A 22,886-nucleotide genomic window follows, 5' to 3' on the forward strand; every position below is an offset into this window, starting at 1 on the left:
CGAGGGCGGGGCCGGGGCCGGGACTTTCAGGTCGTAGTTGATGCTCTGGTAGCTGTAGGGAATCGGCGCCCACAGCACCCAGGCGTCCTTGGCCTTGAGCAGTTCGCGGATGTACGGGCTCTTGTAGTTGGCTTCCAGCGGAAATTCGCCGCCGAAGGTGGTTTCCGGGTAGCGTTTGAGCGCCGGGAAGTACCAGTTGTTGTCGTAGTGCACCACCAGCGGCTTGTCGTTGGCGATCAACTCGGCACCCAGGCTTGCGCCGAACAGGATCAGGAACAGCCACAGCGACCACCAGCCACGCTTGTTGGCCTTGAACAGTTCGAAGCGGCGGCGATTGAGAGGGGACAGGTTCATCTCAATGCTCCCGGCTTTCGAAGTCGATGCGCGGATCGACAAAGGTGTAGGTGAGGTCGCCGATCAGTTTCACCACCAGCCCGAGCAGGGTGAAGATGAACAGCGTGCCGAACACCACCGGGTAATCGCGGTTGATCGCCGCCTCGAAACTCATCAGGCCGAGGCCGTCGAGGGAGAAGATCACCTCCACCAGCAACGAGCCGGTGAAGAAGATGCCGATGAAGGCCGAAGGAAACCCGGCGATCACCAGTAGCATGGCGTTGCGGAACACGTGGCCGTACAGCACGCGGTGGTTGGTCAGGCCCTTGGCCCTGGCGGTGATCACGTATTGCTTGTTGATCTCGTCGAGGAAGCTGTTTTTGGTCAGCAGGGTCATGGTTGCGAAGTTGCCGATGACCAGCGCGGTCACCGGCAGCGCCAGGTGCCAGAAGTAGTCGAGGATCTTGCCGCCCATGCTCAGTTTATCGAAGTTGTTCGAAGTCAGCCCGCGCAAGGGGAACCAGTCCAGGTAACTGCCGCCGGCGAACACCACGATCAACAGGATGGCGAACAGGAACGCCGGGATCGCGTAGCCGACGATGATCGCCGAGCTGGTCCAGACGTCGAAGTGGCTGCCGTGCCGCGTGGCCTTGGCGATCCCCAGCGGGATCGACACCAGGTACATGATGAGCGTGCTCCACAGCCCGAGGGAGATCGACACCGGCATCTTTTCCTTGATCAGGTCGATGACCTTGGCGTCGCGGAAGAAGCTGTCGCCGAAATCCAGGGATGCATAGTTCTTGACCATGATCCACAAGCGTTCCGGCGCCGATTTGTCGAAGCCGTACATGTGCTCGATTTCCTTGATCAGCGCCGGGTCCAGGCCCTGGGCGCCGCGATAGGCCGAGCCTGCCACCGAGACTTCGGCACCACCGCCGGCGATGCGGCTGGTGGCGCCCTCGAAGCCTTCGAGCTTGGCGATCATCTGCTCCACCGGCCCACCGGGGGCCGCCTGGATGATCACGAAGTTGATCAGCAGAATGCCGAACAGGGTCGGAATGATGAGCAACAGTCGCCGAAAAATGTACGCCAGCATCTGATTACTCCGTGCCCGCAGGATCGGCCTGCAGTGTGGTTTCGACTTCTATTGCCGGCTTGATGTCCGGCTTGACCCACCAGGTGGCCGTGCCGATATCGTATTTAGGCGAGACCTTGGGATGGCCGATGTGGTTCCAGTAGGCCACGCGCCAGGTCTTGATGTGCCAGTTGGGTATTACGTAATAGCCCCATTGCAGTACTCGGTCCAGCGCGCGGGCGTGGGCCACCAGGCTGTTGCGCGAATCGGCGTTGATCAGTTGCTCGACCAGTTGATCGACCACCGGATCCTTCAGGCCCATGGAGTTGCGGCTGCCGGGCTTGTCGGCGGCGTCCGACATCCAGAATTCCCGTTGTTCGTTACCCGGCGAGTTGGACTGCGGGAAGCTGCCGACGATCATGTCGAAGTCCCGGGAACGCACGCGGTTGATGTACTGCGAGACGTCGACCCGGCGGATCACCAGATCGATGCCCAGGTCGCTCAGGTTGCGTTTGAACGGCAGCAGCACCCGTTCGAATTCGGTCTGGGCCAACAGGAACTCGATGACCACCGGCTTGCCGGTGGCGTCGACCATCTTGTCATCGACGATGCGCCAGCCGGCCTCCTGCAGCAATTGATAGGCTTGCCGTTGCTGGGCGCGGATCATGCCGCTGCCGTCGGTGGTCGGGTTCTGGAAGGCTTCGTTGAACACCTGCGGCGCCAGCTTGCTACGGAACGGTTCGAGGATCGCCACCTGATCGGTGTCAGGCAGGCCGGTGGCGGCCATTTCCGAGTTCTCGAAATAACTGCGCGTACGCGCGTAGGCACCGTTGAACAGTTGCTTGTTGGTCCATTCGAAATCCAGCAACAGCGACAGGGCCTGGCGCACCCGCACATCCTGGAACACCGGGCGGCGCATATTGAATACGAACCCTTGCATGCCGGTGGGATTGCCGTTGGGAATCTGTTCCTTGACCAGTCGACCTTCGGTGACCGCCGCAATGTTGTAGGCGTTGGCCCAGTTCTTCGCGGTCATTTCCAGCCAGTAGTCGAACTGCCCGGCCTTGAGCGCTTCCAGGGCGACGGTGTTGTCGCGGTAGTAGTCGGTGGTCATCACGTCGAAGTTGTAGAAACCGCGATTGACCGGCAGGTCCTTGCCCCAGTAGTCCTTGACCCGCTCGTAACGCACCGAGCGTCCGGCCTTCACTTCGCTGACCTTGTACGGGCCACTGCCCAGCGGGATTTCCAGGTTGCCCTTGTTGAAGTCGCGGTCGGCCCACCAGTGTTTGGGCAGTACCGGCAACTGGCCGAGGATCAGCGGCAACTCGCGGTTGTTGGTGTGCTTGAACTTGAACAGTACGGTGAGCGGGTCTTCGGCGATCACTTCGGCCACATCGCTGTAGTAGCCGCGGTACATCGGCGCGCCGTCCTTGGTCAACATCTGGAAGCTGAACACCACGTCCTCGGCGCGTACCGCATGGCCGTCATGGAAGCGTGCTTCGGGGCGCAGGTAGAAGCGCACCCAGGCGTTGTCCGGGGCTTTCTCGATCAGGCGGGCGATCAAGCCGTACTCGGTGAACGGCTCGTCCAGGCCTTGCTTGGCCAGGGTGTCGTAGATGTTGCCGATATCGTCCGCCGGCACGCCTTTGCTGATGAAGGGGTTGAGGCTGTCGAAGCCGCCGAAGCCGGCCTGTCGGAAGATCCCGCCCTTGGGCGCGTCCGGGTTGACGTAGTCGAAGTGTTTGAAATCGGCCGGGTATTTCGGCGGTTCGTTATACAGGGTCACGGCATGTTGCGGCGCGGCGCAGGCCAGCCCGGCGAACAGCAGACCGCTGGCCTGCAGGAGCAGGGCACGGATGGGTTTCATTGATCTTTCTCCGAAGATTTCAGCCACCACGCGTTCAGGCCCAGGGTGTAGGGCGGGGTGGTGACGAAGGCGAGCCGGTTGCGGTACCCCAGACGGTGATAATTGAGGTACCAGTTGGGAACGATGTAGTGCTGCCACAGCAGCACGCGGTCGAGGGCCTTGCCGGCGGCGACCTGTTCATCGCGGGTCCGGGCGGCCAGCAACTGTTCGAGCAAATGGTCGACCACCGGGTTGGCAATGCCGGCGTAGTTCTTGCTGCCCTTGACCCCGGCCTGGCTGGAGTGAAAGTACTGCCATTGTTCCAGGCCCGGGCTGAGCGTCTGGTTGAGGGTCATCAGAATCATGTCGAAATCGAACTGGTCGAGGCGCTGCTTGTATTGCGCGCGATCGACCGTGCGCAGCCGGGCGTCGATGCCGATGCTGGCCAGGTTCTCGACGTAAGGTTGGAGGATGCGTTCCAGGTTCGGGTTGACCAGCAGCAGTTCCAGGCGCAGCGGCTGCCCGGCGGTGTTTTGCAGGCGCTGGCCATTGAGCTTCCAGCCGGCTTCGGCGAGCAGGCCGAGGGCTTTGCGCAGGGTCTCCCGGGGGATGCCGCGGCCATCGGTCTGCGGCAGGCTGAACGGCTCGGTAAAGAGCCTGGCCGGCAGTTGCTCGCGATAGGGCTTGAGCAGTAGCCATTCATGTCCGACCGGCAAACCGCTGGCCGAGAACTCGCTGTTGGGGTAATAGCTCATGGCGCGTTGGTAGGCGCCGCCGAACAGCGAGCGGTTGGTCCATTCAAAGTTGAACATCAGCCCCAGCGCTTCACGGACCTTGGTGTCCGAGAAAGCCGGACGACGGCTGTTCATGAACAGGCCCTGGGTCTGGGTCGGGATCTGATGGGGAATCTGCGTCTTGATCACCTCGCCGCGGCGTACGGCGGGGAAGTTGTAGCCGGTGTCCCAGTTCTTCGCCTGGTGCTCGATATAGATGTCGAATTCACCGGCCTTGAACGCCTCGAACGCCACGACGCTGTCGCGGTAGAACTCGACTTCCATGCGGTCGAAGTTGTACTTGCCGCGATTGACCGGCAGGTCCTTGCCCCAGTAATCCTTGACCCGTTCGAAGACGATCTGTCGTCCTGGCGTGACCGAGGTGATGCGATACGGCCCGCTGCCCAGCGGCGGCTCGAAAGTGGTGGCCTTGAAGTCGCGGCCTTTCCAGTAGTGCTGCGCCAGCACCGGCATTTCGCCCAGGCGCAGGATCAGCAGCGGATTGCCGGCTCGCTTGAACACGAAACGGATGCGCTGCGGGTTGAGGATGTCGACCCGCGACACTTCCTGAAGGCTGGTGCGGTACAGCGGATGGCCTTCCTTGAGCAACACGCGATAGGAGAACGCGACGTCGTAGGCGGTGATCGGCGTGCCGTCATGGAAGCGTGCTTCGGGACGCAGGTTGAACACCACCCAGCTGCGGTTCTCGTTGTACTCCACCGACTGGGCAATCAGGCCGTAGCTGGACGCGGGCTCGTCACCGGAAGGTGCGTACTGCCCCGTGCCGACCATCAGCGGTTCATTGAGCTCGTTGATGCCGTATTGCAGGAAACTCGGCGTGGTGACCGGGCTGGTGCCCTTGAAGGTGTAGGGGTTGAGCGTGTCGAAGGTGCCAAACGCCATCACCCGCAAAGTACCGCCCTTGGGCGCTTGCGGGTTGACCCAGTCGAAGTGGGTAAATCGGGCCGGGTACTTGAGCGTGCCGAACTGCGCATAACCATGGCTTTCGCTGATCGTCGCGCTTGCGGTGGAGCTCAAGGCCAGGCTGATCAGGAGCAGGGGCAGGGGACGCTTCAAATAGGGGATCCGATCCAGGCGGCTTGGGCTTTGTGGACCGTACAGTAACAGCTTGTATGGATAGGAAAAAGACGGGGGATCCGGGCGAACGCAATCCTGTAGGAGCGAGCTTGCTCGCGATGGTGGTCAATGATGACGCGGGGCACCTGAATCAACTCGGTGCCCTTGGGTTTTTCGCGAGCAGGCTCGCTCCTACAGTTAATGCGGATTGGCCACCGTCAACATCTGACCAGGCTTGAGCGCCTGGCCGACACGCGGATTCCAGCGCTTGAGGTGCTGCATCTCTACGTTGAAGCGCTTGGCCACGATGTACAGCGAGTCGCCTTGCTGGACCTTGTATTTGGCCTGCTGCTTTTTGGTATTGGCTGCAATCACGGTGTTGACGCGCCCTGAGTTGCGTTTGCTGTTGTCCTGCATGACCAGGGTCTGGCCGGGCTTGAGGTTCTTGCCGCTCAGTTTGTTCCAGCGTTGCAGGTCCTTCACGTCAACGTTGTTGGCCTTGGCGATGGAACCGAGGTTGTCACCCCGCTTGACCCGATAGGAACGCTTGACACTGGCGACCTGGCTGTCGTCGGCACCTTCGAAGACCGGCTTGAGCGATTTCTTGCTGATCAGTTCTTCAGGACGCATGGTCTGCAGGCTGCTGGTCAGCAATTGCGCCTTGGAGGTCGGCACCAGCAGATGTTGCGGGCCATCCAGGGTGGTGCGCTGCTTGAAGGCCGGGTTGAGCTGGAACAGTTCGTCTTCGTCGATGTTGGCAACTTCAGCAACCTTGGACAGGTCCATGCGCTGGTTGATTTCGACGACCTGGAAGTAGGGCTCGTTGGCGATCGGATTGAGGTTCACGCCGTAGGCTTCCGGCGCCATCACCACCTGTGACAGTGCCAGCAACTTTGGCACATAGGCCTGGGTTTCAGAGGGCAGCGGCAGGTTCCAGTAGTCGGTCGGCAGGCCGAGGCGTTCGTTGCGCTCAATGGCCCGGCTGACGGTGCCTTCGCCGGCGTTGTAGGCCGCCAGGGCCAGCATCCAGTCGCCGTTGAACATGTCGTGCAGGCGGGTCAGGTAATCCAGGGCGGCGGTGGTCGACGCGGTGATGTCGCGACGGCCATCATAGAAGCGGGTTTGACGCAGGTTGAAGTAACGCCCGGTGGACGGGATGAACTGCCAAAGACCCACCGCGTTGGCCCGGGAATAGGCCATCGGGTTGTAGGCGCTTTCAATCACTGGCAGCAGGGCCAGTTCCAGCGGCATGTTGCGTTCTTCAAGGCGTTCGACGATGTAGTGAATGTAGAGGCTGCCACGTTCGCCGGCGTTTTCGAGGAAAGATGGATTGCTGGCGAACCACAGGCGCTGTTGCTCGATGCGCGGGTTGACGCCCAGCCCGTCTTGCAGCTGGAAGCCCTGGCGCATGCGCTCCCAGACGTCCTGGGGGATTTGCGGGCTGGGTTTTTCGCTGAGCCAGATCGGCTTCTGCTTGGCGCGCGCGGCGATGTTCTGCGTGTGCGCCGCATCGGTCTGCGGCGCATGGCTGGAACAGCCCGCCAGGGTGGCGGACACAGCCACCGCAATGGCTTGAGCCAAGCGGGTCAATGCGTCTGAACTGATGGCTTTGCGAATAGGTGACGACATTGGCTGGAAGTAAGTTCCGGGCAAAAATGTCGGGCGATTCTAGGAAGCGCACCCTGCGCGGTCAACCTTTCAGAATTGTTGCAATCTTGATAGGCCCCTTTAGAACCTGTCTTTCCACGCCCGAAGCGCCGCAAAAACCATATCGGGCGCCGAGTTATCGGTGCCGGTCCGTTCGTCCGCTTTTTCTTTAACGGATGTTTCACCGGAGCGCAAAAACGGGTTTGTGAGCTTTTCCAGCGCCAGTGTCGACGGCAGCGTCATGATCCCGGATTCCCGTTGGCGGGTGACTTTGGCCAGGCGCTCGGCGGTGTGCGGGTTGTTCGGTTCGACGGCCGCGGCAAACTTCAGGTTGCCGAGGGTGTATTCATGGGTGCAGTACACCAGCGTGTCTTCCGGTAACCCGGCCAGGCGTGTCAGCGAACTGTACATTTGCTGTGGCGTGCCTTCGAACAAGCGTCCGCAGCCGGCGGCAAACAGTGTGTCGCCGCAGAACAGCAAGCCGTGATGGTAATAGGCGATGTGCCCCAGGGTGTGGCCGGGGACCGCGAGGACGTCGAAATCCCAGCCGAGCACGTGGACCTTGTCGTTGTCCTTGAGCGCAACGTCCCGCGCCGGGATCGTTTCGCTGGCCGGACCATAGACTTTCGCGTCCGTCGCTTTTTTCAGCTGTTCGACGCCGCCGACGTGGTCATGATGGTGATGAGTGATCAAAATATCACTCAGTACCCAGCCCGGATTGGCCGCAAGCCAGGCTTGTACGGGGCCGGCATCACCCGGGTCGACGACCGCGCAGCGCTTGCTGCCGTGGTCTTGTAACAACCAGATGTAGTTGTCGGTGAAGGCGGGCAGGGCAGTGATCTGTATCATCGTCGGATTCGCCAAGCGGAAAACATTGGCGCATCTTAGAACTTCCTGGCGCGTTGGAGAATGCAATGACTGATAAAGCGTTCGCACAAGCCGATCCTGACTGGCTGGCGTTGATCAGCGCCGCCCGCGAGTGGCTGGCCGGTCCCCTCGGGCAATTTCTGCTGGACGAAGAGCGGCGCATGCTCGAAGACGAGCTCGGGCGGTTCTTTGGTGGCTATCTGGTGCATTACGGTCCCTCGGCCCAGACTCCGCCGTCTGCCCCTCAGGTACAGCGCAATGTACGCCTTGGTGCGCCGTTGCCGGGGGTCGAGATCGTTTGTGAGGAGCAGGCCTGGCCGCTGAGCGAGCATGCCGCCGATGTGGTGGTGCTGCAGCATGGCCTGGATTTCTGTCTGTCGCCCCACGGCCTGCTTCGCGAGGCGGCAAGCAGCGTACGTCCCGGCGGGCATTTGCTGATCATTGGCATCAACCCCTGGAGCAGTTGGGGCCTGCGGCATGTGTTTGCCCAGGATGCGCTGCGCAAGGCGCGCTGCATTTCGCCGTCACGGGTCGCCGACTGGCTGAACCTGCTGGGTTTCGCGCTGGAGAAACGCCGCTTCGGGTGCTATCGTCCGCCGCTTGCGTCACCGGCGTGGCAGACCCGCCTGGCCGGTTGGGAGCGCAAGGCCGGTGACTGGCAACTGTCGGGCGGCGGCTTCTATTTATTGGTGGCGCGCAAGATCGTGGTGGGCTTGCGACCGGTCCGTCAGGAGCGGCGCGAACCGATGGGCAAGCTGATCCCGTTGCCGATGGCCAAGGTCAACCGGCGCAACATCGAACCGTAATACACACTTTTCATTTGTGGCCGGGCATGTCCCGGCTTCGGGCGTCGTCGATCAGCGATCGGCGGGCCAGCGCATTTTCTGGATAGATTGGCATGAGCGATAGCGTAGAACTATTCACCGACGGCGCCTGCAAAGGCAACCCTGGTCCCGGCGGCTGGGGCGCACTGCTGGTGTGCAAGGGCGTCGAGAAGGAACTCTGGGGAGGCGAAGCCAATACCACCAACAACCGCATGGAGCTGATGGGCGCGATCCGTGGCCTGGAGGAGCTCAAGCGTCCCTGCGAGGTGTTGTTGGTGACCGACTCGCAGTACGTGATGAAAGGCATCAACGAGTGGATGGACAACTGGAAGAAGCGCGGCTGGAAAACCGCGGCGAAGGAGCCGGTGAAAAACGCTGACCTGTGGAAGTTGCTCGACGAGCAGGTCAACCGTCACAAGGTCACCTGGAAATGGGTGCGCGGACACATTGGCCATCACGGCAACGAACGGGCCGACCAGTTGGCCAACCGTGGTGTGGATGAGGTGCGTGGGTACAAGCAGGGCTGATTTCGGTACTGCCGATGCACCGCGCCGTGACCTTCGTGAGCAAGCCCGCTCCCACACTGGATTCGTGTCGTCCACAAAGTTGTGAGCCGACGCCGATTCAATGTGGGAGCGGGCTTGCTCGCGAAGGCGGTGACTCGGTGTATCTGAAAGACCCCGGCGAGCGTGTTAACATCGCCGCTTTTGCACGATTGACCGATTGAGAGCTGAGCACTGATGGCCACCAGATCCGTTGTACTCGACACCGAAACCACCGGCATGCCGGTGACCGACGGCCACCGGATTATCGAAATCGGTTGTGTCGAGTTGATCGGCCGACGCCTGACGGGCCGGCACTTCCATGTGTACCTGCAACCCGATCGCGAAAGTGACGAGGGCGCGATCGGCGTCCACGGCATCACCAACGAATTCCTCGTGGGCAAGCCGCGTTTTGCCGAGGTGGCCGAAGAGTTCTTCGAGTTCATCAAGGGCGCGCAGCTGATCATCCATAACGCGGCGTTCGACGTTGGCTTCATCAACAACGAATTCGCCCTGATGGGCCAACAGGACCGCGCGGACATCACGCAGCACTGCTCGATCCTCGACACCCTGATGATGGCCCGGGAACGTCACCCGGGGCAGCGCAACAGCCTCGACGCCCTGTGCAAACGCTATGGCGTCGACAACTCCGGCCGTGAACTGCACGGCGCCTTGCTCGACTCCGAGATTCTTGCCGACGTCTACCTGACCATGACCGGGGGGCAGACCAGTCTGTCCCTGGCCGGCAACGCCTCCGATGGCAATGGTTCGGGTGAAGGGGCGGACAATTCGGCCACCGAGATTCGCCGTTTGCCGGCGGACCGTCAGCCGACGCGCATCATCCGCGCCAGCGAAGACGACCTGGCCCGCCACGCGGCGCGCCTGGAAATCATCGGCAAATCCGCTGGTGCCCCGGCGTTGTGGGTGCAGTTGGCCGAGGCTGAAGCGCAGGCATAACACCCTCTTTGGCAGATACTCGCCACAGGGAAACTCCCTCGTCGCCACAAGTTGGTGCATCCCGCTCGCCACATCCGCTGCAACACTCTACCCTGAGGTGATTGGCAGGCTCTGGTCTGCCGCCTCAGGACGCTGAGCCTCATGTACAAAGACTTGAAATTCCCGGTCCTGATCGTTCATCGCGACATCAAGGCCGACAGCGTTGCCGGTGACCGCGTGCGGGGGATTGCCCGGGAGCTGGAGCAGGAAGGGTTCAGCGTCGTTTCGGCGGTGGACTACACCGAAGGACGACTGGTGGCGTCGACTTACCACGGCCTGTCCTGCATGTTGATTGCCTCTGAAGACGCCAGCACCCATTCTCATTTGTTGCAAAACATGGCCGAACTGATCGGTCTGGCGCGGGTGCGTGCACCGGATCTGCCGATCTTCGCCCTGGGCGAAAAAGTGACCCTGGAAAACGCACCCGCCGACGCCATGGCCGAGCTCAATCAGTTGCGCGGCATTCTTTATCTGTTTGAGGACACCGTGCCCTTTCTCGCCCGGCAGGTGGCCCGCGCCGCGCGCAAATACCTCGATGGCCTGCTGCCGCCGTTTTTCAAGGCGTTGGTGCAGCACACGGCGGATTCCAACTACTCCTGGCACACCCCCGGCCACGGCGGTGGCGTGGCGTATCACAAAAGTCCGGTCGGGCAGGCGTTTCACCAGTTTTTCGGGGAAAACACCCTGCGCTCGGATCTTTCGGTGTCGGTGCCGGAGCTCGGCTCCTTGCTCGATCATACCGGCCCCCTGGCTGAAGCCGAGGCCCGTGCAGCACGCAATTTCGGCGCCGATCACACCTTTTTCGTGATCAATGGCACGTCCACGGCCAACAAGATTGTCTGGCACTCGGTGGTCGCCCGCGATGACCTGGTGCTGGTGGACCGCAATTGCCACAAGTCGGTGCTGCATTCGATCATCATGACTGGCGCCATCCCTCTGTACTTGTGTCCGGAGCGTAATGAACTGGGGATCATCGGCCCGATTCCCCTGAGTGAGTTCAGTCGAGAATCGATCCAGGCCAAGATCGACGCCAGTCCGCTGACCAAGGGGCGTTCACCGAAGGTCAAGCTTGCCGTGGTGACCAATTCAACCTATGACGGCCTCTGCTACAACGCCGAACTGATCAGACAGCAACTGGGCAATAGCGTTGAGGTGTTGCACTTCGACGAGGCCTGGTACGCCTATGCAGCGTTTCATGAGTTCTTTTCCGGGCGCTACGGCATGGGCACCTCCCGTGATGAAGACAGCCCGTTGGTGTTCACCACCCATTCGACCCACAAGTTGCTGGCGGCCTTCAGTCAGGCATCGATGATTCACGTGCGCGATGGCGGTGCGCGGCAACTGGATCGGGATCGCTTCAACGAAGCATTCATGATGCACATCTCGACCTCGCCGCAGTACGGCATCATCGCCTCGCTGGATGTGGCTTCGGCGATGATGGAAGGGCCGGCCGGGCGTTCGCTGCTGCAGGAAATGTTCGACGAAGCCCTGAGTTTTCGCCGTGCGCTGGCCAATTTGCGCCAGCACATTGCCGCCGATGACTGGTGGTTCTCGATCTGGCAACCGCCGTCGGCGGAAGGCATCGAGCGGGTCGTCACCGAGGACTGGTTGCTGCAACCCGATGCCGACTGGCACGGCTTTGGCGGCGTGACCGACGACTATGTGCTGCTCGACCCGATCAAGGTCACGCTGGTGATGCCGGGATTGACGGCCGGTGGCGCCCTCAGCGAGCGCGGGATTCCGGCGGCGGTGGTCAGCAAGTTCCTGTGGGAGCGCGGCCTGGTGGTCGAGAAGACCGGGCTGTACTCGTTCCTGGTGTTGTTCTCCATGGGCATCACCAAGGGCAAGTGGAGCACGCTGCTCACCGAACTGCTGGAGTTCAAGCGCAGCTACGACGCCAACGTCGGTCTGGCCAGTTGCCTGCCCTGTGTGGCGCAAGAGAATGTCGCACGCTATCAGGGCATGGGGCTGCGTGATCTGTGCGATCAGTTGCATGCCTGTTATCGCAGCAACGCCACCGCCAGGCACCTCAAGCGCATGTACACCGTTCTGCCGGAAGTCGCGATGAAGCCGGCGGACGCCTATGATCAATTGGTGCGGGGTGAAGTCGAAGCCGTGTCGATCGATACGCTGGACGGGCGGATCGCTGCAGTGATGCTGGTGCCGTACCCACCCGGCATTCCGCTGATCATGCCGGGTGAGCGCTTTACCGAGTCGACCCGCTCGATCATCGATTACCTGGCGTTTGCCCGCACGTTCGATAGCAGTTTTCCGGGATTCGTTGCTGATGTGCACGGATTGCAACATGAAGACCAGGGCAGTGGACGGTGCTACACCGTCGATTGCATCAAGGAATGAGGACATTTCCCAGTATGCAGCCGGTTATAAATCCGAATTATCCAGGGTTGTCGGTACGGGTTGCCGACGAGGGTTTTGCCGCCTATATCTGGGGCAGTGATTTCAGTTTTGAAGTCGCGGCCTACGGTGCGGCACAAATAGGAGCGCCGGTGGCACAGTGGCCTGTCACCCCGATCACGCCTTATCGCAAGTGCTACGGCATCGATCCCGAGGAATTCAGCAGCTTTCGCGATTCCGCCGACAGCGCGATTTTCATGGCTTATCTGGATGACCAGCCCGTGGGGCACCTGGTGGTCAGCACCAACTGGAACGGCTTTGCCCATATCGACGAGCTGGCGGTGCACGCACCGGCCCGGCGGCATGGCGTGGCCAAGGCCCTGCTGGATGTGGCGCAGTTCTGGAGCCGCAAGAAAAAGCTGCCAGGCATCATGCTCGAAACCCAGAACAACAACCTGGGGGCCTGCAGGCTCTATGAACGCTGCGGTTACGTGATTGGTGGGATCGACCACCTGCGCTATCGCGGCATCGATCCGAACACCGCCGAAGTGGCGCTGTTCTGGTATCGATTGTTCGAAAACCCGCTGGAAAATCCGTTCAGTTCGTCAGCATCGCCGCGGCTTGTTCCGTGACGATGGTTAACAGTGTCTGAACCGCCGGTGAGGGTTCGGCGTTTTTCAGGGTCAGGGCGTAGAGGCTGATCGGGACCGCTGGCGCCAGCGGGCAGGTGTCCAGCCCCGAGGCTTTGGCGCCGAGGGCGGTGAAGGGGTCGACGATGGCCAGGCCTTCGCCGGCCTCGACCATGCTGCGCATCATCTGATGCGTCTGGACCCGGGTCTGAATCACCGGGGCAGGATGCAAACCGTGCAGTTTGTTTTCCAGCGCCGGACTCAACGGGTCCTGCCCCTCCAGGCCGATCATCGATTGGCCGGCCAGATCCTGCAGTGAAATGTATTTCTGTTTCGGTTGCAGCCAGCCATGGGGGGCGAGCAACTGGAGTTTGCCCTGGGCGATCACATGGCAGTCGAGATCGGCGTGATCGGGGTCATGCAGGCTCAGGCCCAGATCGCTTTCACGCAGCAGCAGGCTTCTGACGATGTCGCGGGTGGGCTGGCTCAGCAGCGTGCAAGGCGCATCGGGCAGGCGTCGGCGCAGGGCCGCGATGCTGTGTGGCAACAATTGGTTGGCCAGGGGAGGGGTGCAGATGATGCGCAGCGGCGGCGCCAGGTATTGCCTGAGGCTGTTGGCCAGGCGCTGCACCGGTTCGAGCGCATCGTAGACCCGGGCAATTTCCACCTGCAATTCCCGCGCTTCGCGGGTGGCCTGCAATCGTCCGCGTACGCTGGCGAACAGCATGAAACCCAACTGATCCTCGGCGTCGCGCAGCAAGCGCTCGACTTCGGCCACCGGCAACTGCAGCCATTCGGCGGCGGTGCCCAGGTGACCGGTCTGCAAGAGTGCCTGGATCACTTCGATATGGCGTAAGCGCATGCGTGAAGTCCATGTTCAGCAGGTGGAGGAGTCAGTGGCTGAATCCTACCCCAAGTCCGTGCATATGACTTCTGCTCATAACGACGGGTTATGAAGCGCTGGCGATTTGCGGTTCGCGGGTAATGGTCACGCCGGTTTGCACCAGCATGAATTCATTGTCGTCGACCTTGTTGACGCGGTCGCCAATGGCCAGCTTGTAGGTGGTGACAGGCCCTGAACCTTCTGCCGCCGGGGTGGAGTCCTGAAACTCGTGCACCGAATAAATGCGGCCTTGCGCGTCTCTTGCATGGAACTGACCGACGAGTACTGCTGCCATCTGCTTAGAACCTCTGGAGATAAATCACTCAATTTGCGGCACTGTAGACCGTGCTTGGGCGAGGTAAGTTTTCCTACGGGAAAAAAATAGTCAGGGACGGGGTTTTCGGTCGCCCGCTGTTTGAATCGTCATCTATAACTACAAGCTCTTCCTATCGGACAGTCGAGAAATCTTATGAGCAACGTCTATACGATCGCCGTCGTGGTCGGCAGCTTGAGAAAGGAATCGATCAACCGCAAGGTCGCACGGGCCCTGATAGAACTGGCGCCGGCCAATCTCAAGCTCAACATCGTCGAAATTGGCGATCTGCCGCTCTATAACGAAGATATCGATGGCGCTTCACCGCCGGCAGCCTACAGCACTTTCCGACAACAGGTGAGCTCATCCGACGCGGTGTTGTTCGTGACCCCGGAATACAACCGGTCGGTGCCGGCACCGTTGAAAAACGCGATTGACGTGGGGTCGCGTCCATATGGCAAAAGCGCCTGGAGCGGTAAGCCGGGAGCCGTTATCAGTGTGTCGCCGGGGGCCGTCGGCGGGTTTGGTGCCAATCACAACCTGCGTCAATCCATGGTGTTTCTCAATGTGCCGATGATGCAGCAACCGGAGGCCTATCTGGGGAACGCCGGTTCGGCGTTCGACGAATCGGGCAAGTTGTCCGAATCGGTAAAGCCGTTCCTGCAAAGTTTCATCAATGCTTATGGGCAATGGGTCGAGCAGCACAAGAAAGACTGATGGTCATTGGCCGGCGCTTTGTCCTGCGAAGCGCTGGGTGGTTATCTCTTTAGACCGTGTTGGCCTCTTCGCGAGCAAGCCCGCTCCCACAGGGATCTTCAGTGGATACAAGACTTGTGTTCGGCTGAGGCCCAATGTGGGAGCGGGCTTGCTCGCGAAGAGGCCGGCTCAGGCAATACTGGACTCAACCCTGTCCCGGCACATTCGGCCAAAGATCCGCCACCAGAAACAATCGCTCGGCCTCTTCCCAGTCGCCGCTGGCATTTTCCGTCAGGCGCACCAGCAGTTGTGCTGGCGCCAGCGGGTCCAGGTCATCCAGCCACGCCTGCATCTGTCCGGGGTTCCAGGTGTGCTCCGCCGAATAATGCGCCGGCGCCAGCCAGGCGTGACGGGGCAGGGGTTGCCAGCGACCGGGCGGGCTTTGGGCCAACAACGCCGGCCAATCCTTTTGATGCAACCAGCGACCCCGCAAATGCTGTGGATGGGCACCCAATGGCGGGGCGGCTTGTCCGGGCCACGGGTACAGCAAGTAACCCCCCAGCCATAAATGTGCGCTGAACGCCTGGATATCCAGCGCCGCGAGCACTTCACGGCTCTCGGGGCGTGTGGAAATCGGCAATTGATGCTGGCTCAGGTGCGCCAGTTTGCGGTCGAGCCGGTCGTGGCAGCCCGGGCCCAGCCACTTGGCAGTGTCGTGTCCGTCGCCGGATTGCGGGCCAAGGTAGAGCTTGATCGCCAGTTCCAGGTGATGCACGCCGTCGCGGTCGCGCAGCAGCATGTCCAGTTCACCGAGGGTGTGCCCTTCGCGGCGAATCGGCATGTTGGCGGCAATCAGTTCAATGCCCGGTGCATGCTGCACGGCGAATTGCCAGAGGCGTTCGTAGTACAAACCCAGGCGCCGGGTCCGGGCCTGTGCCAGCCAGTGCAGCAGGCCATAACTGTCCCGATCCAGCTGCCGCAGCCAATGCTCCAGCCGATCCGGTGCCTGCACCCAGTCGCTGCCGGCCAGCGGGTGACGCTGCGGCCACGGGGTATTGTCCAGCATGGGCGGCGCGAGGATGACCCACGCCAGGTCACGCACTTCGGGATGGCGTAACTGATGGGGCAGGTGGAGCAAATCCGGAAATAGCATCATCTTGCGAGCATAGCCCGAAACCCGGGCACACCCCTGAAACTGAAAGGATTTTGTCTACGGGCGGCTTTCGCCCATAATCGTGGTTTTCGCCGCCACGCAGATCCCCGCAGGAGCCCCATGGAGCAATTTCGCAATATCGGCATCATCGGTCGCCTGGGCAGTTCCCAGGTGCTGGATACCGTCCGCCGACTGAAACGGTTTCTGCTCGATCGTCACCTGCACGTGATCCTCGAAGACACCATCGCCGAAGTGCTGCCAGGGCACGGCTTGCAAACCTCGTCGCGCAAGATGCTCGGCGAAGTCTGCGACATGGTCATCGTGGTCGGTGGTGACGGCAGCCTGCTCGGTGCCGCCCGGGCGCTGGCCAAACACAATATTCCGGTGCTCGGCATCAACCGGGGCAGCCTGGGTTTCCTCACCGATATCCGTCCCGATGAGCTGGAAACCAAGGTCGCCGAAGTGCTGGATGGCCACTATCTGGTGGAAAACCGCTTTTTGTTGCAGGCCGAAGTCCGCCGCCACGGCGAGGCCATCGGCCAGGGCGATGCACTGAACGACGTCGTGCTGCACCCCGGCAAGTCCACGCGAATGATCGAGTTCGAGCTGTACATCGACGGCCAGTTCGTCTGCAGCCAGAAGGCCGACGGCCTGATCGTCGCGACGCCGACCGGTTCCACCGCCTATGCGTTGTCCGCCGGCGGGCCGATCATGCATCCCAAGCTCGACGCTATTGTGATTGTGCCGATGTACCCCCATACCTTGTCGGGTAGACCGATTGTGGTCGATGGCAACAGTGAGCTGAAAATCGTCGTGTCCAAGGATATGCAGATTTACCCGCAAGTCTCGTGCGACGGGCAGAACCACTTCACCTGCGCGCCGGGCGACACCATTACCGTCAGCAAGAAAGCCCAGAAACTGCGGCTGATCCATCCGTTGGACCACAATTACTATGAAGTCTGCCGGACCAAGCTTGGCTGGGGCAGCAAGTTGGGGGGTGGAGGCGACTGATGCTCGATCCCGCGCGTAGCTACGACCTGATCGGTGACGTGCACGGTTGCGCTCTGACCCTGGAGCACTTGCTCGACCGACTCGGTTATCACAAGCAGGGTGGCGTCTGGCGACATGCCTCGCGCATGGCGGTGTTCGTCGGCGATATCATCGACCGCGGCCCGCGGATTCGCGAGGCACTGCATATCGTCCACGACATGGTCGAGGCCGGTCAGGCGCTGTGCATCATGGGCAACCACGAGTTCAATGCGCTGGGCTGGAGCACGCCGGCACTGCCCGGCAGCGGCAAGCAGTTCGTGCGTGAGCACACGCCGCGCCATGCCCGCCTGCTGCACGAAACCCTGACCCAGTTCGAACACCATCCGGGCGACTGGCACGACTTCCAGCAATGGTTCTACCAGTTGCCATTGTTCGTCGATGCCGGGCGTTTTCGCGTGGTTCACGCCTGCTGGGACGCCGGGCTCATCGAACCGCTGCGGGCGTTGTTCCCCAACGGCTGCGTCGACGAGCATTTTCTCCAGGCGTCGGCGGAGTCGGGCTCTTTTGCCTGCACCGTATTCGACCGGCTGCTGCGCGGCACGGACATGCGTTTGCCCCATGGCCTGACCATGACCAGCGGCGATGGCCTGGTGCGTTCGTTCTTCCGCACCAAGTTCTGGGAAGACGATCCGAAAACCTATGGCGACATCGTGTTCCAACCGGATGCACTGCCGGAACCCGTGGCCCGGACGCCGCTGTCGTCCACCGAAAAGAACAGTTTGCTGCGCTATGGCATCGATGAGCCGCTGTTGTTCGTCGGCCATTACTGGCGCAGCGGCAAGCCGGCACCGATCCGGCCGAACCTGGCCTGCCTGGATTACAGCGCGGTGCTGTACGGCAAACTGGTTGCCTACCGACTGGATCAGGAAACCCGCCTGGATCCGCAAAAATTCGTCTGGGTCGATGTCGAGCGGCCGGAGGTGCTGCAATGAGTGCTGTAGCGGTATTGCGTCTGCCCCTGGCGGTGGACTTGAGCGGGTTCGTCACCCTGCTCAAGCGCATGCAAGTGCCCCATCGGGTCAGCGAGGAAGCTGGCGAGCAGGTGCTGTGGGTGCCGGACAACATCAGTGAAGACGTGCGTGCGCTGTACGAGCGTTTTCCGGCGGGTGACCCCGATCAACAACTGGATATTCCGGTGGCGCAGACCGTCAAGCGCCCGGGGTTCGTCGAGCAGTTGAAATACGCCAGGGCCACCGCGCTGGTGCTGCTGCTGAGCCTGGTTGTCGGCGCGGTGACCATGCTGGGCGACAACCTTGAAACGATGCGCTGGCTGACCTTCCTCGAGTTCCGCGTGGTCGGCGAATACATCCACTTCACGCCACTGGCCGACAGCCTGGCGGCGGGGCAGTGGTGGCGCCTGTTCACGCCGATGCTGATCCACTTCGGCATCCTGCACCTGGCGATGAACGGCATGTGGTACTGGGAGCTGGGGCGGCGCATCGAGTCGCGCCAGGGCAGTATCAACCTGATCGGCCTGACCTTGCTGTTCAGCCTGGTATCGAACTTTGCCCAGTATTTCTTCAGTGGCCCGACCTTGTTCGGCGGTTTGTCCGGCGTACTGTACGGCCTGCTCGGGCATTGCTGGATCTTCCAGTTGCTGGCACCGAACCCGGCCTATCGCCTGCCGCGAGGCGTGCTGGTGATGATGCTGGTGTGGTTGCTGCTGTGCCTGTCCGGGCTGGTCTCGATGATCGGCTTCGGCGAGATCGCCAACGCGGCCCACGTCAGCGGGTTACTCATCGGATGCTTCACCGGTTTGTTGGGCGGTTTGTATAACCGCCGTAAACTGGCCGCCTAATTCAGAACATGCAATAAAGAGACGGAGACCCAATGTCCTCTTTTAACGAAATGATCAAGAACATCACCCCCGATATCTACGAGAGCCTGAAACTGGCCGTGGAAATCGGCAAATGGTCCGACGGTGGCAAGCTCACCGCCGAACAACGCGAGCTGTCGCTGCAGGCGATGATCGCCTGGGAAATCCAGAACCTGCCAGAGGACCAGCGCACCGGCTACATGGGCCCGCAGGAATGCAGCTCCAAGTCGATTCAAGTGCCCAATATCCTGTTCAAGTCGGATGCCATCCATTGATCGAGATTGGCCGCGGTGCAATCAGCAAAATGTCGGCGCGCCTGGACGGGCCGAACGTGCAATACGCATTTCGTCTGGGCGAAACCGAGGTCCCGGTCAATCCGTTGATCGGCACCACGGTGCGCCTGGAATACCTGGGTGCGATCCACTGCACCCATTGCGGACGCAAGACCAAGACCAGTTTCAGCCAGGGTTACTGCTACCCGTGCATGACCAAACTGGCCCAGTGCGACGTGTGCATCATGAGCCCGGAACGCTGCCACTTCGAGGCCGGCACCTGCCGGGAGCCTGAGTGGGGCGAGAAGTTCTGCATGACCGATCACGTGGTGTACCTGGCCAATTCGTCGGGGGTCAAAGTCGGGATTACCCGCGCCACCCAGTTGCCGACCCGCTGGCTCGACCAGGGTGCGAGCCAGGCCTTGCCGATCATGCGCGTATCGACTCGCCAGCAGTCCGGTTTCGTCGAGGATCTGTTACGCAGCCAGGTGGCCGACAAGACCAACTGGCGCGCTTTGCTCAAGGGCGATGCGGCGGCGGTGAACCTGGCCGAGGTCCGCGATCAACTGTTCGACAGCTGTGCCGAAGGCTTGCTCGGGTTGCAGCAGCGATTTGGCTTGCAGGCGATCCAGCCGGTGACCGACGTCGAACCGCTGGAAATCCGATACCCGGTCGAGCAGTACCCGGCGAAGATCGTCAGCTTCAACCTGGACAAGAACCCGATTGCCGAAGGCACGCTGATGGGGATCAAGGGTCAATACCTGATCTTCGACACCGGCGTGATCAACATTCGTAAATACACGGCTTACCAGCTCGCCGTGCATCAGTAAGGACTCCAGCATGCGCACCGAACAACCGAAGATGATCTACCTCAAGGACTATCAGGCGCCCGAGTACCTGATCGACGAAACGCACCTGACCTTCGAGTTGTACGAGGACCATAGCCTGGTCCATGCGCAACTGGTGATGCGCCGCAACCCCGAGCGCGGCCCTGGCCTGCCGCCGCTGGTGCTGGACGGCCAGCAGCTGGAACTGCTGTCGGTCACCCTTGCCGACCAGGAGCTTTCCGAGGCGCAGTATCAGCTGACCGAGAATCACCTGACCCTGCACCCGACCAGCACCACCTTCACGGTCGATACCAGCGTCCGGATCCACCCGGAAACCAATACCGCGCTGGAAGGCCTGTACAAGTCCGGCACGATGTTCTGCACCCAGTGCGAGGCCGAAGGTTTTCGCAAGATCACCTATTACCTCGACCGCCCGGACGTGATGAGCACCTTCACCACCACGGTCGTCGCCGAACAGCACAGTTATCCGGTGCTGCTGTCCAACGGCAACCCGATCGCTTCCGGTCCCGGTGAAGAGGGCCGGCACTGGGCGACCTGGGAAGACCCGTTCAAGAAACCGGCGTACCTGTTTGCGTTGGTGGCCGGCGACCTGTGGTGTGTCGAAGACAGCTTCACCACCATGAGCGAGCGCAACGTGGCGCTGCGCATTTACGTCGAGCCGGAAAACATCGACAAGTGCCAGCACGCGATGAACAGCCTGAAGAAATCCATGCGCTGGGACGAAGAGGTTTACGGTCGCGAGTACGACCTGGACATCTTCATGATCGTCGCCGTGAATGACTTCAACATGGGCGCCATGGAAAACAAGGGCCTCAACATTTTCAACTCCAGCGCCGTGCTGGCCAAGGCCGAAACTGCCACCGATGCCGCGCACCAGCGGGTCGAGGCGATCGTCGCCCACGAGTACTTCCACAACTGGTCGGGCAACCGGGTGACCTGCCGCGACTGGTTCCAGCTGTCGCTCAAGGAAGGCTTCACCGTGTTCCGCGATGCCGGTTTCTCCTCGGACATGAACTCGGCCACGGTCAAGCGCATCCAGGATGTGGCGTACCTGCGCACCCACCAGTTCGCCGAAGACGCCGGCCCCATGGCCCACGCCGTGCGCCCGGACAGCTTCATCGAGATTTCCAACTTCTACACCCTGACCGTGTACGAAAAGGGCTCGGAAGTGGTCGGCATGATCCACACCTTGCTCGGCGCCGAAGGCTTCCGCAAAGGCAGCGACCTGTACTTCGAGCGCCACGACGGCCAGGCCGTGACCTGCGATGACTTCATCAAGGCCATGGAAGTTGCCAATGGCGTTGACCTGACCCAGTTCAAGCGCTGGTACAGCCAGGCCGGTACACCGCGCCTGGCGGTGAGCGAGTCTTATGACGCGGCGGCGAAAACCTACAGCCTGACCTTCCGCCAGAGCTGCCCGGAAACCCCGGACAAGGTGCAAAAACTGCCGTTCGTGATCCCGGTCGAACTGGGGCTGCTGGATTCCAAAGGGGCAGCGATTGCCCTGCGTCTGTCCGGTGAAGCCACTGCGCAAGGCACCTCGCGGGTCATTTCGGTGACCGAAGCCGAGCAGACTTTCACCTTCGTCGACATCGCCGAACAACCGTTGCCGTCGTTGCTGCGCGGCTTCTCGGCGCCGGTGAAATTGAGCTTCCCGTACAACCGTGATCAGCTGATGTTCCTGATGCAGCATGACAGCGACGGCTTCAACCGCTGGGATGCCGGCCAGCAACTGTCGGTGCAGGTGCTGCAAGAGCTGATCGCCCAGCAGCAGAAGGGCGAAGCGCTGGTACTCGATCAGCGTCTGGTGGCGGCGTTGCGCACGGTGCTTTCGGATGAGTCGCTGGATCAGGCGATGGTCGCGGAAATGCTCTCTCTGCCAAGCGAGGCGTACCTGACCGAGATCAGTGAAGTGGCGGATGTCGAAGCGATTCACACGGCGCGTGAATTTGCCCGTAAGCAACTGGCTGACGCGTTGTTCGAAGGTTTGTGGCTGCGTTATCAGGCCAATCGCGAGTTGTCGAAGCAGACGCCGTACGTGGCCGAAGCCGAGCACTTCGCTCGCCGCGCGTTGCAGAACATTGCGCTGTCGTACCTGATGCTCAGCGGCAAGCCGGAAGTTGTGGCTGCGACTCTGGAGCAGTTCGATTCGTGCGACAACATGACCGAGCGCCTGACCGCACTTGCCGTGTTGGTCAATTCACCGTTCGAAGCCGAGAAGGCCAAGGCGCTGGCCAGCTTCGCCGAACACTTCAAGGACAACCCGTTGGTCATGGATCAGTGGTTCAGCGTCCAGGCTGGCAGCGTGTTGCCTGGTGGTCTGGAGCGGGTTCGTCAGTTGATGCAGCATCCTGCGTTCAACATCAAGAATCCGAACAAGGTGCGGGCACTGGTCGGTGCGTTTGCCGGGCAGAACCTGATCAACTTCCATGCCGCTGATGGTTCCGGGTATCGCTTCCTGGCGGATTTGGTGATCGAGTTGAATGGCTTCAATCCGCAGATTGCTTCTCGGCAGTTGGCGCCTTTGACTCGCTGGCGCAAGTACGACAGTGCTCGTCAGGCTTTGATGAAGGCGGAGCTGGAGCGGATTCGGGCTTCGGGGCAGTTATCCAGTGATGTGTTTGAAGTGGTCAGCAAGAGTTTGGCTTGATCTTGGCTTTTGAACTTGGCGGCCTTTGGGCCGACCAGGTTCTTGGTTGATTGAGTACATATCCGTTTCTTCGGTAACGGCGGCTGGCGGTTTCGCCCTTACGGCGAGTTCCTTTTGGCAAACGCCCCAAAAGGAACCAAAAGGTCTCGCCCCGAACGTACGGCCCCTCGCTTAGGCTCGGGGTTCCTTCGCTGCGGTATTCATCCGGGGGCATTGCCCTCCGGTCGGCTTCGCTTCGACC

At 61.2% G+C, this 22,886-nt stretch carries 20 protein-coding genes and 1 pseudogene; 12 read left to right on the top strand and 9 right to left on the bottom strand.

Annotation, left to right across the window (positions count from 1 at the left end):
• The 6 genes and pseudogenes from KGB20_RS20635 to gloB all read right to left on the bottom strand — a co-directional run.
• Positions 1–354 (bottom strand): annotated as a pseudogene (locus tag KGB20_RS20635) (ABC transporter permease); the annotation flags it as partial.
• Position 355: 1 nt separating this feature from the next.
• Positions 356–1,429 carry a microcin C ABC transporter permease YejB gene (locus KGB20_RS20640; protein ID WP_154908935.1) on the bottom strand — a complete coding sequence of 358 codons (1,074 nt, stop codon included), beginning with the start codon at positions 1,427–1,429 and terminating at the stop codon, positions 356–358.
• A gap of 4 nt (positions 1,430–1,433) precedes the next feature.
• Positions 1,434–3,275 carry an extracellular solute-binding protein gene (locus KGB20_RS20645; RefSeq protein WP_154860118.1) on the bottom strand — a complete coding sequence of 614 codons (1,842 nt, stop codon included), beginning with the start codon at positions 3,273–3,275 and terminating at the stop codon, positions 1,434–1,436.
• The gene (locus KGB20_RS20650) at positions 3,272–5,092 is read right to left on the bottom strand and encodes an extracellular solute-binding protein (RefSeq protein WP_408003804.1); all 1,821 of its coding nucleotides are present in this window, start codon (positions 5,090–5,092) and stop codon (positions 3,272–3,274) included. The genes KGB20_RS20645 and KGB20_RS20650 overlap by 4 nt, the downstream gene beginning before the upstream one ends.
• Positions 5,093–5,302: 210 nt before the next feature.
• Positions 5,303–6,733 carry a transglycosylase SLT domain-containing protein gene (locus KGB20_RS20655; RefSeq protein WP_057715033.1) on the bottom strand — a complete coding sequence of 477 codons (1,431 nt, stop codon included), beginning with the start codon at positions 6,731–6,733 and terminating at the stop codon, positions 5,303–5,305.
• Positions 6,734–6,832: 99 nt separating this feature from the next.
• Positions 6,833–7,600, bottom strand: a complete 768-nt coding sequence (gene gloB, locus KGB20_RS20660; RefSeq protein WP_154908936.1) for a hydroxyacylglutathione hydrolase — start codon at positions 7,598–7,600, stop codon at positions 6,833–6,835.
• Positions 7,601–7,665: 65 nt separating this feature from the next.
• Here gloB and KGB20_RS20665 point away from each other — a divergent pair, with 65 nt between their 5' ends.
• The 5 genes from KGB20_RS20665 to KGB20_RS20685 all read left to right on the top strand — a co-directional run bounded on the left by KGB20_RS20665 (position 7,666) and on the right by KGB20_RS20685 (position 12,967).
• On the top strand, positions 7,666–8,424 hold the full coding sequence (locus KGB20_RS20665; protein WP_007988453.1) for a class I SAM-dependent methyltransferase: 759 nt from the start codon (positions 7,666–7,668) through the stop codon (positions 8,422–8,424).
• Positions 8,425–8,516: 92 nt separating this feature from the next.
• A complete protein-coding gene (gene rnhA, locus KGB20_RS20670) occupies positions 8,517–8,969 on the top strand; it encodes a ribonuclease HI (RefSeq protein WP_007979123.1) in 453 nt (150 codons plus the stop codon).
• 213 nt (positions 8,970–9,182) lie between these two features.
• A complete protein-coding gene (gene dnaQ, locus KGB20_RS20675; RefSeq protein ID WP_046037200.1) occupies positions 9,183–9,941 on the top strand; it encodes a DNA polymerase III subunit epsilon in 759 nt (252 codons plus the stop codon).
• Positions 9,942–10,082: 141 nt separating this feature from the next.
• Entirely contained in the window at positions 10,083–12,338 is a 2,256-nt protein-coding gene (locus KGB20_RS20680) for an Orn/Lys/Arg decarboxylase N-terminal domain-containing protein (protein ID WP_154908937.1), read from the top strand.
• A gap of 14 nt (positions 12,339–12,352) precedes the next feature.
• Positions 12,353–12,967 carry a GNAT family N-acetyltransferase gene (locus tag KGB20_RS20685; RefSeq protein WP_057715030.1) on the top strand — a complete coding sequence of 205 codons (615 nt, stop codon included), beginning with the start codon at positions 12,353–12,355 and terminating at the stop codon, positions 12,965–12,967.
• On the opposite strand, the gene KGB20_RS20690 is transcribed toward KGB20_RS20685, so the two are convergent.
• Both KGB20_RS20690 and KGB20_RS20695 read right to left on the bottom strand, forming a co-directional pair.
• On the bottom strand, positions 12,933–13,826 hold the full coding sequence (locus tag KGB20_RS20690; RefSeq protein WP_154908938.1) for a LysR family transcriptional regulator: 894 nt from the start codon (positions 13,824–13,826) through the stop codon (positions 12,933–12,935). The two genes, KGB20_RS20685 and KGB20_RS20690, sit on opposite strands and share 35 nt — an antisense overlap.
• Before the next feature lie 88 nt (positions 13,827–13,914).
• A complete protein-coding gene (locus KGB20_RS20695; protein WP_057715028.1) occupies positions 13,915–14,142 on the bottom strand; it encodes a hypothetical protein in 228 nt (75 codons plus the stop codon).
• 174 nt (positions 14,143–14,316) lie between these two features.
• On the opposite strand from KGB20_RS20695, the gene KGB20_RS20700 reads away from it, so the two are divergent.
• Positions 14,317–14,877, top strand: a complete 561-nt coding sequence (locus tag KGB20_RS20700) for an NADPH-dependent FMN reductase (RefSeq protein ID WP_154860111.1) — start codon at positions 14,317–14,319, stop codon at positions 14,875–14,877.
• A 184-nt stretch (positions 14,878–15,061) separates the two neighbouring features.
• Here KGB20_RS20700 and KGB20_RS20705 read toward each other — a convergent pair whose 3' ends face one another.
• Positions 15,062–16,012: a DUF1853 family protein gene (locus KGB20_RS20705; protein WP_150813860.1), complete on the bottom strand. Its 951-nt coding sequence runs from the start codon at positions 16,010–16,012 to the stop codon at positions 15,062–15,064.
• A 117-nt stretch (positions 16,013–16,129) separates the two neighbouring features.
• On the opposite strand from KGB20_RS20705, the gene KGB20_RS20710 reads away from it, so the two are divergent.
• The 6 genes from KGB20_RS20710 to pepN are packed head-to-tail and all read left to right on the top strand — an operon-like array spanning position 16,130 to position 22,645.
• Positions 16,130–17,020: an NAD(+) kinase gene (locus tag KGB20_RS20710; RefSeq protein WP_008016128.1), complete on the top strand. Its 891-nt coding sequence runs from the start codon at positions 16,130–16,132 to the stop codon at positions 17,018–17,020.
• Complete coding sequence (locus KGB20_RS20715; RefSeq protein ID WP_371319467.1) at positions 17,017–17,991, top strand: metallophosphoesterase; 975 nt, start codon at positions 17,017–17,019, stop codon at positions 17,989–17,991. Before KGB20_RS20710 ends, KGB20_RS20715 begins: the two co-directional genes overlap by 4 nt.
• Positions 17,988–18,857, top strand: coding sequence for a rhomboid family intramembrane serine protease (locus tag KGB20_RS20720; protein ID WP_154860110.1), 870 nt, complete (start codon positions 17,988–17,990; stop codon positions 18,855–18,857). Before KGB20_RS20715 ends, KGB20_RS20720 begins: the two co-directional genes overlap by 4 nt.
• A 32-nt stretch (positions 18,858–18,889) precedes the next feature.
• On the top strand, positions 18,890–19,150 hold the full coding sequence (locus tag KGB20_RS20725) for a YeaC family protein (protein ID WP_053158810.1): 261 nt from the start codon (positions 18,890–18,892) through the stop codon (positions 19,148–19,150).
• Positions 19,147–19,977: a DUF2797 domain-containing protein gene (locus KGB20_RS20730; RefSeq protein WP_090455017.1), complete on the top strand. Its 831-nt coding sequence runs from the start codon at positions 19,147–19,149 to the stop codon at positions 19,975–19,977. Before KGB20_RS20725 ends, KGB20_RS20730 begins: the two co-directional genes overlap by 4 nt.
• A gap of 10 nt (positions 19,978–19,987) precedes the next feature.
• Positions 19,988–22,645 (top strand): aminopeptidase N, encoded by a 2,658-nt coding sequence (gene pepN / locus KGB20_RS20735; protein WP_154908939.1) that lies wholly within the window; start codon positions 19,988–19,990, stop codon positions 22,643–22,645.
• The last annotated feature ends 241 nt before the right edge of the window (positions 22,646–22,886 follow it).

The sequence above is a fragment of the Pseudomonas sp. BF-R-30 genome, assembly GCF_019956175.1.
In the GTDB taxonomy this organism is placed as follows: Bacteria; Pseudomonadota; Gammaproteobacteria; order Pseudomonadales; family Pseudomonadaceae; genus Aquipseudomonas; species Aquipseudomonas jessenii.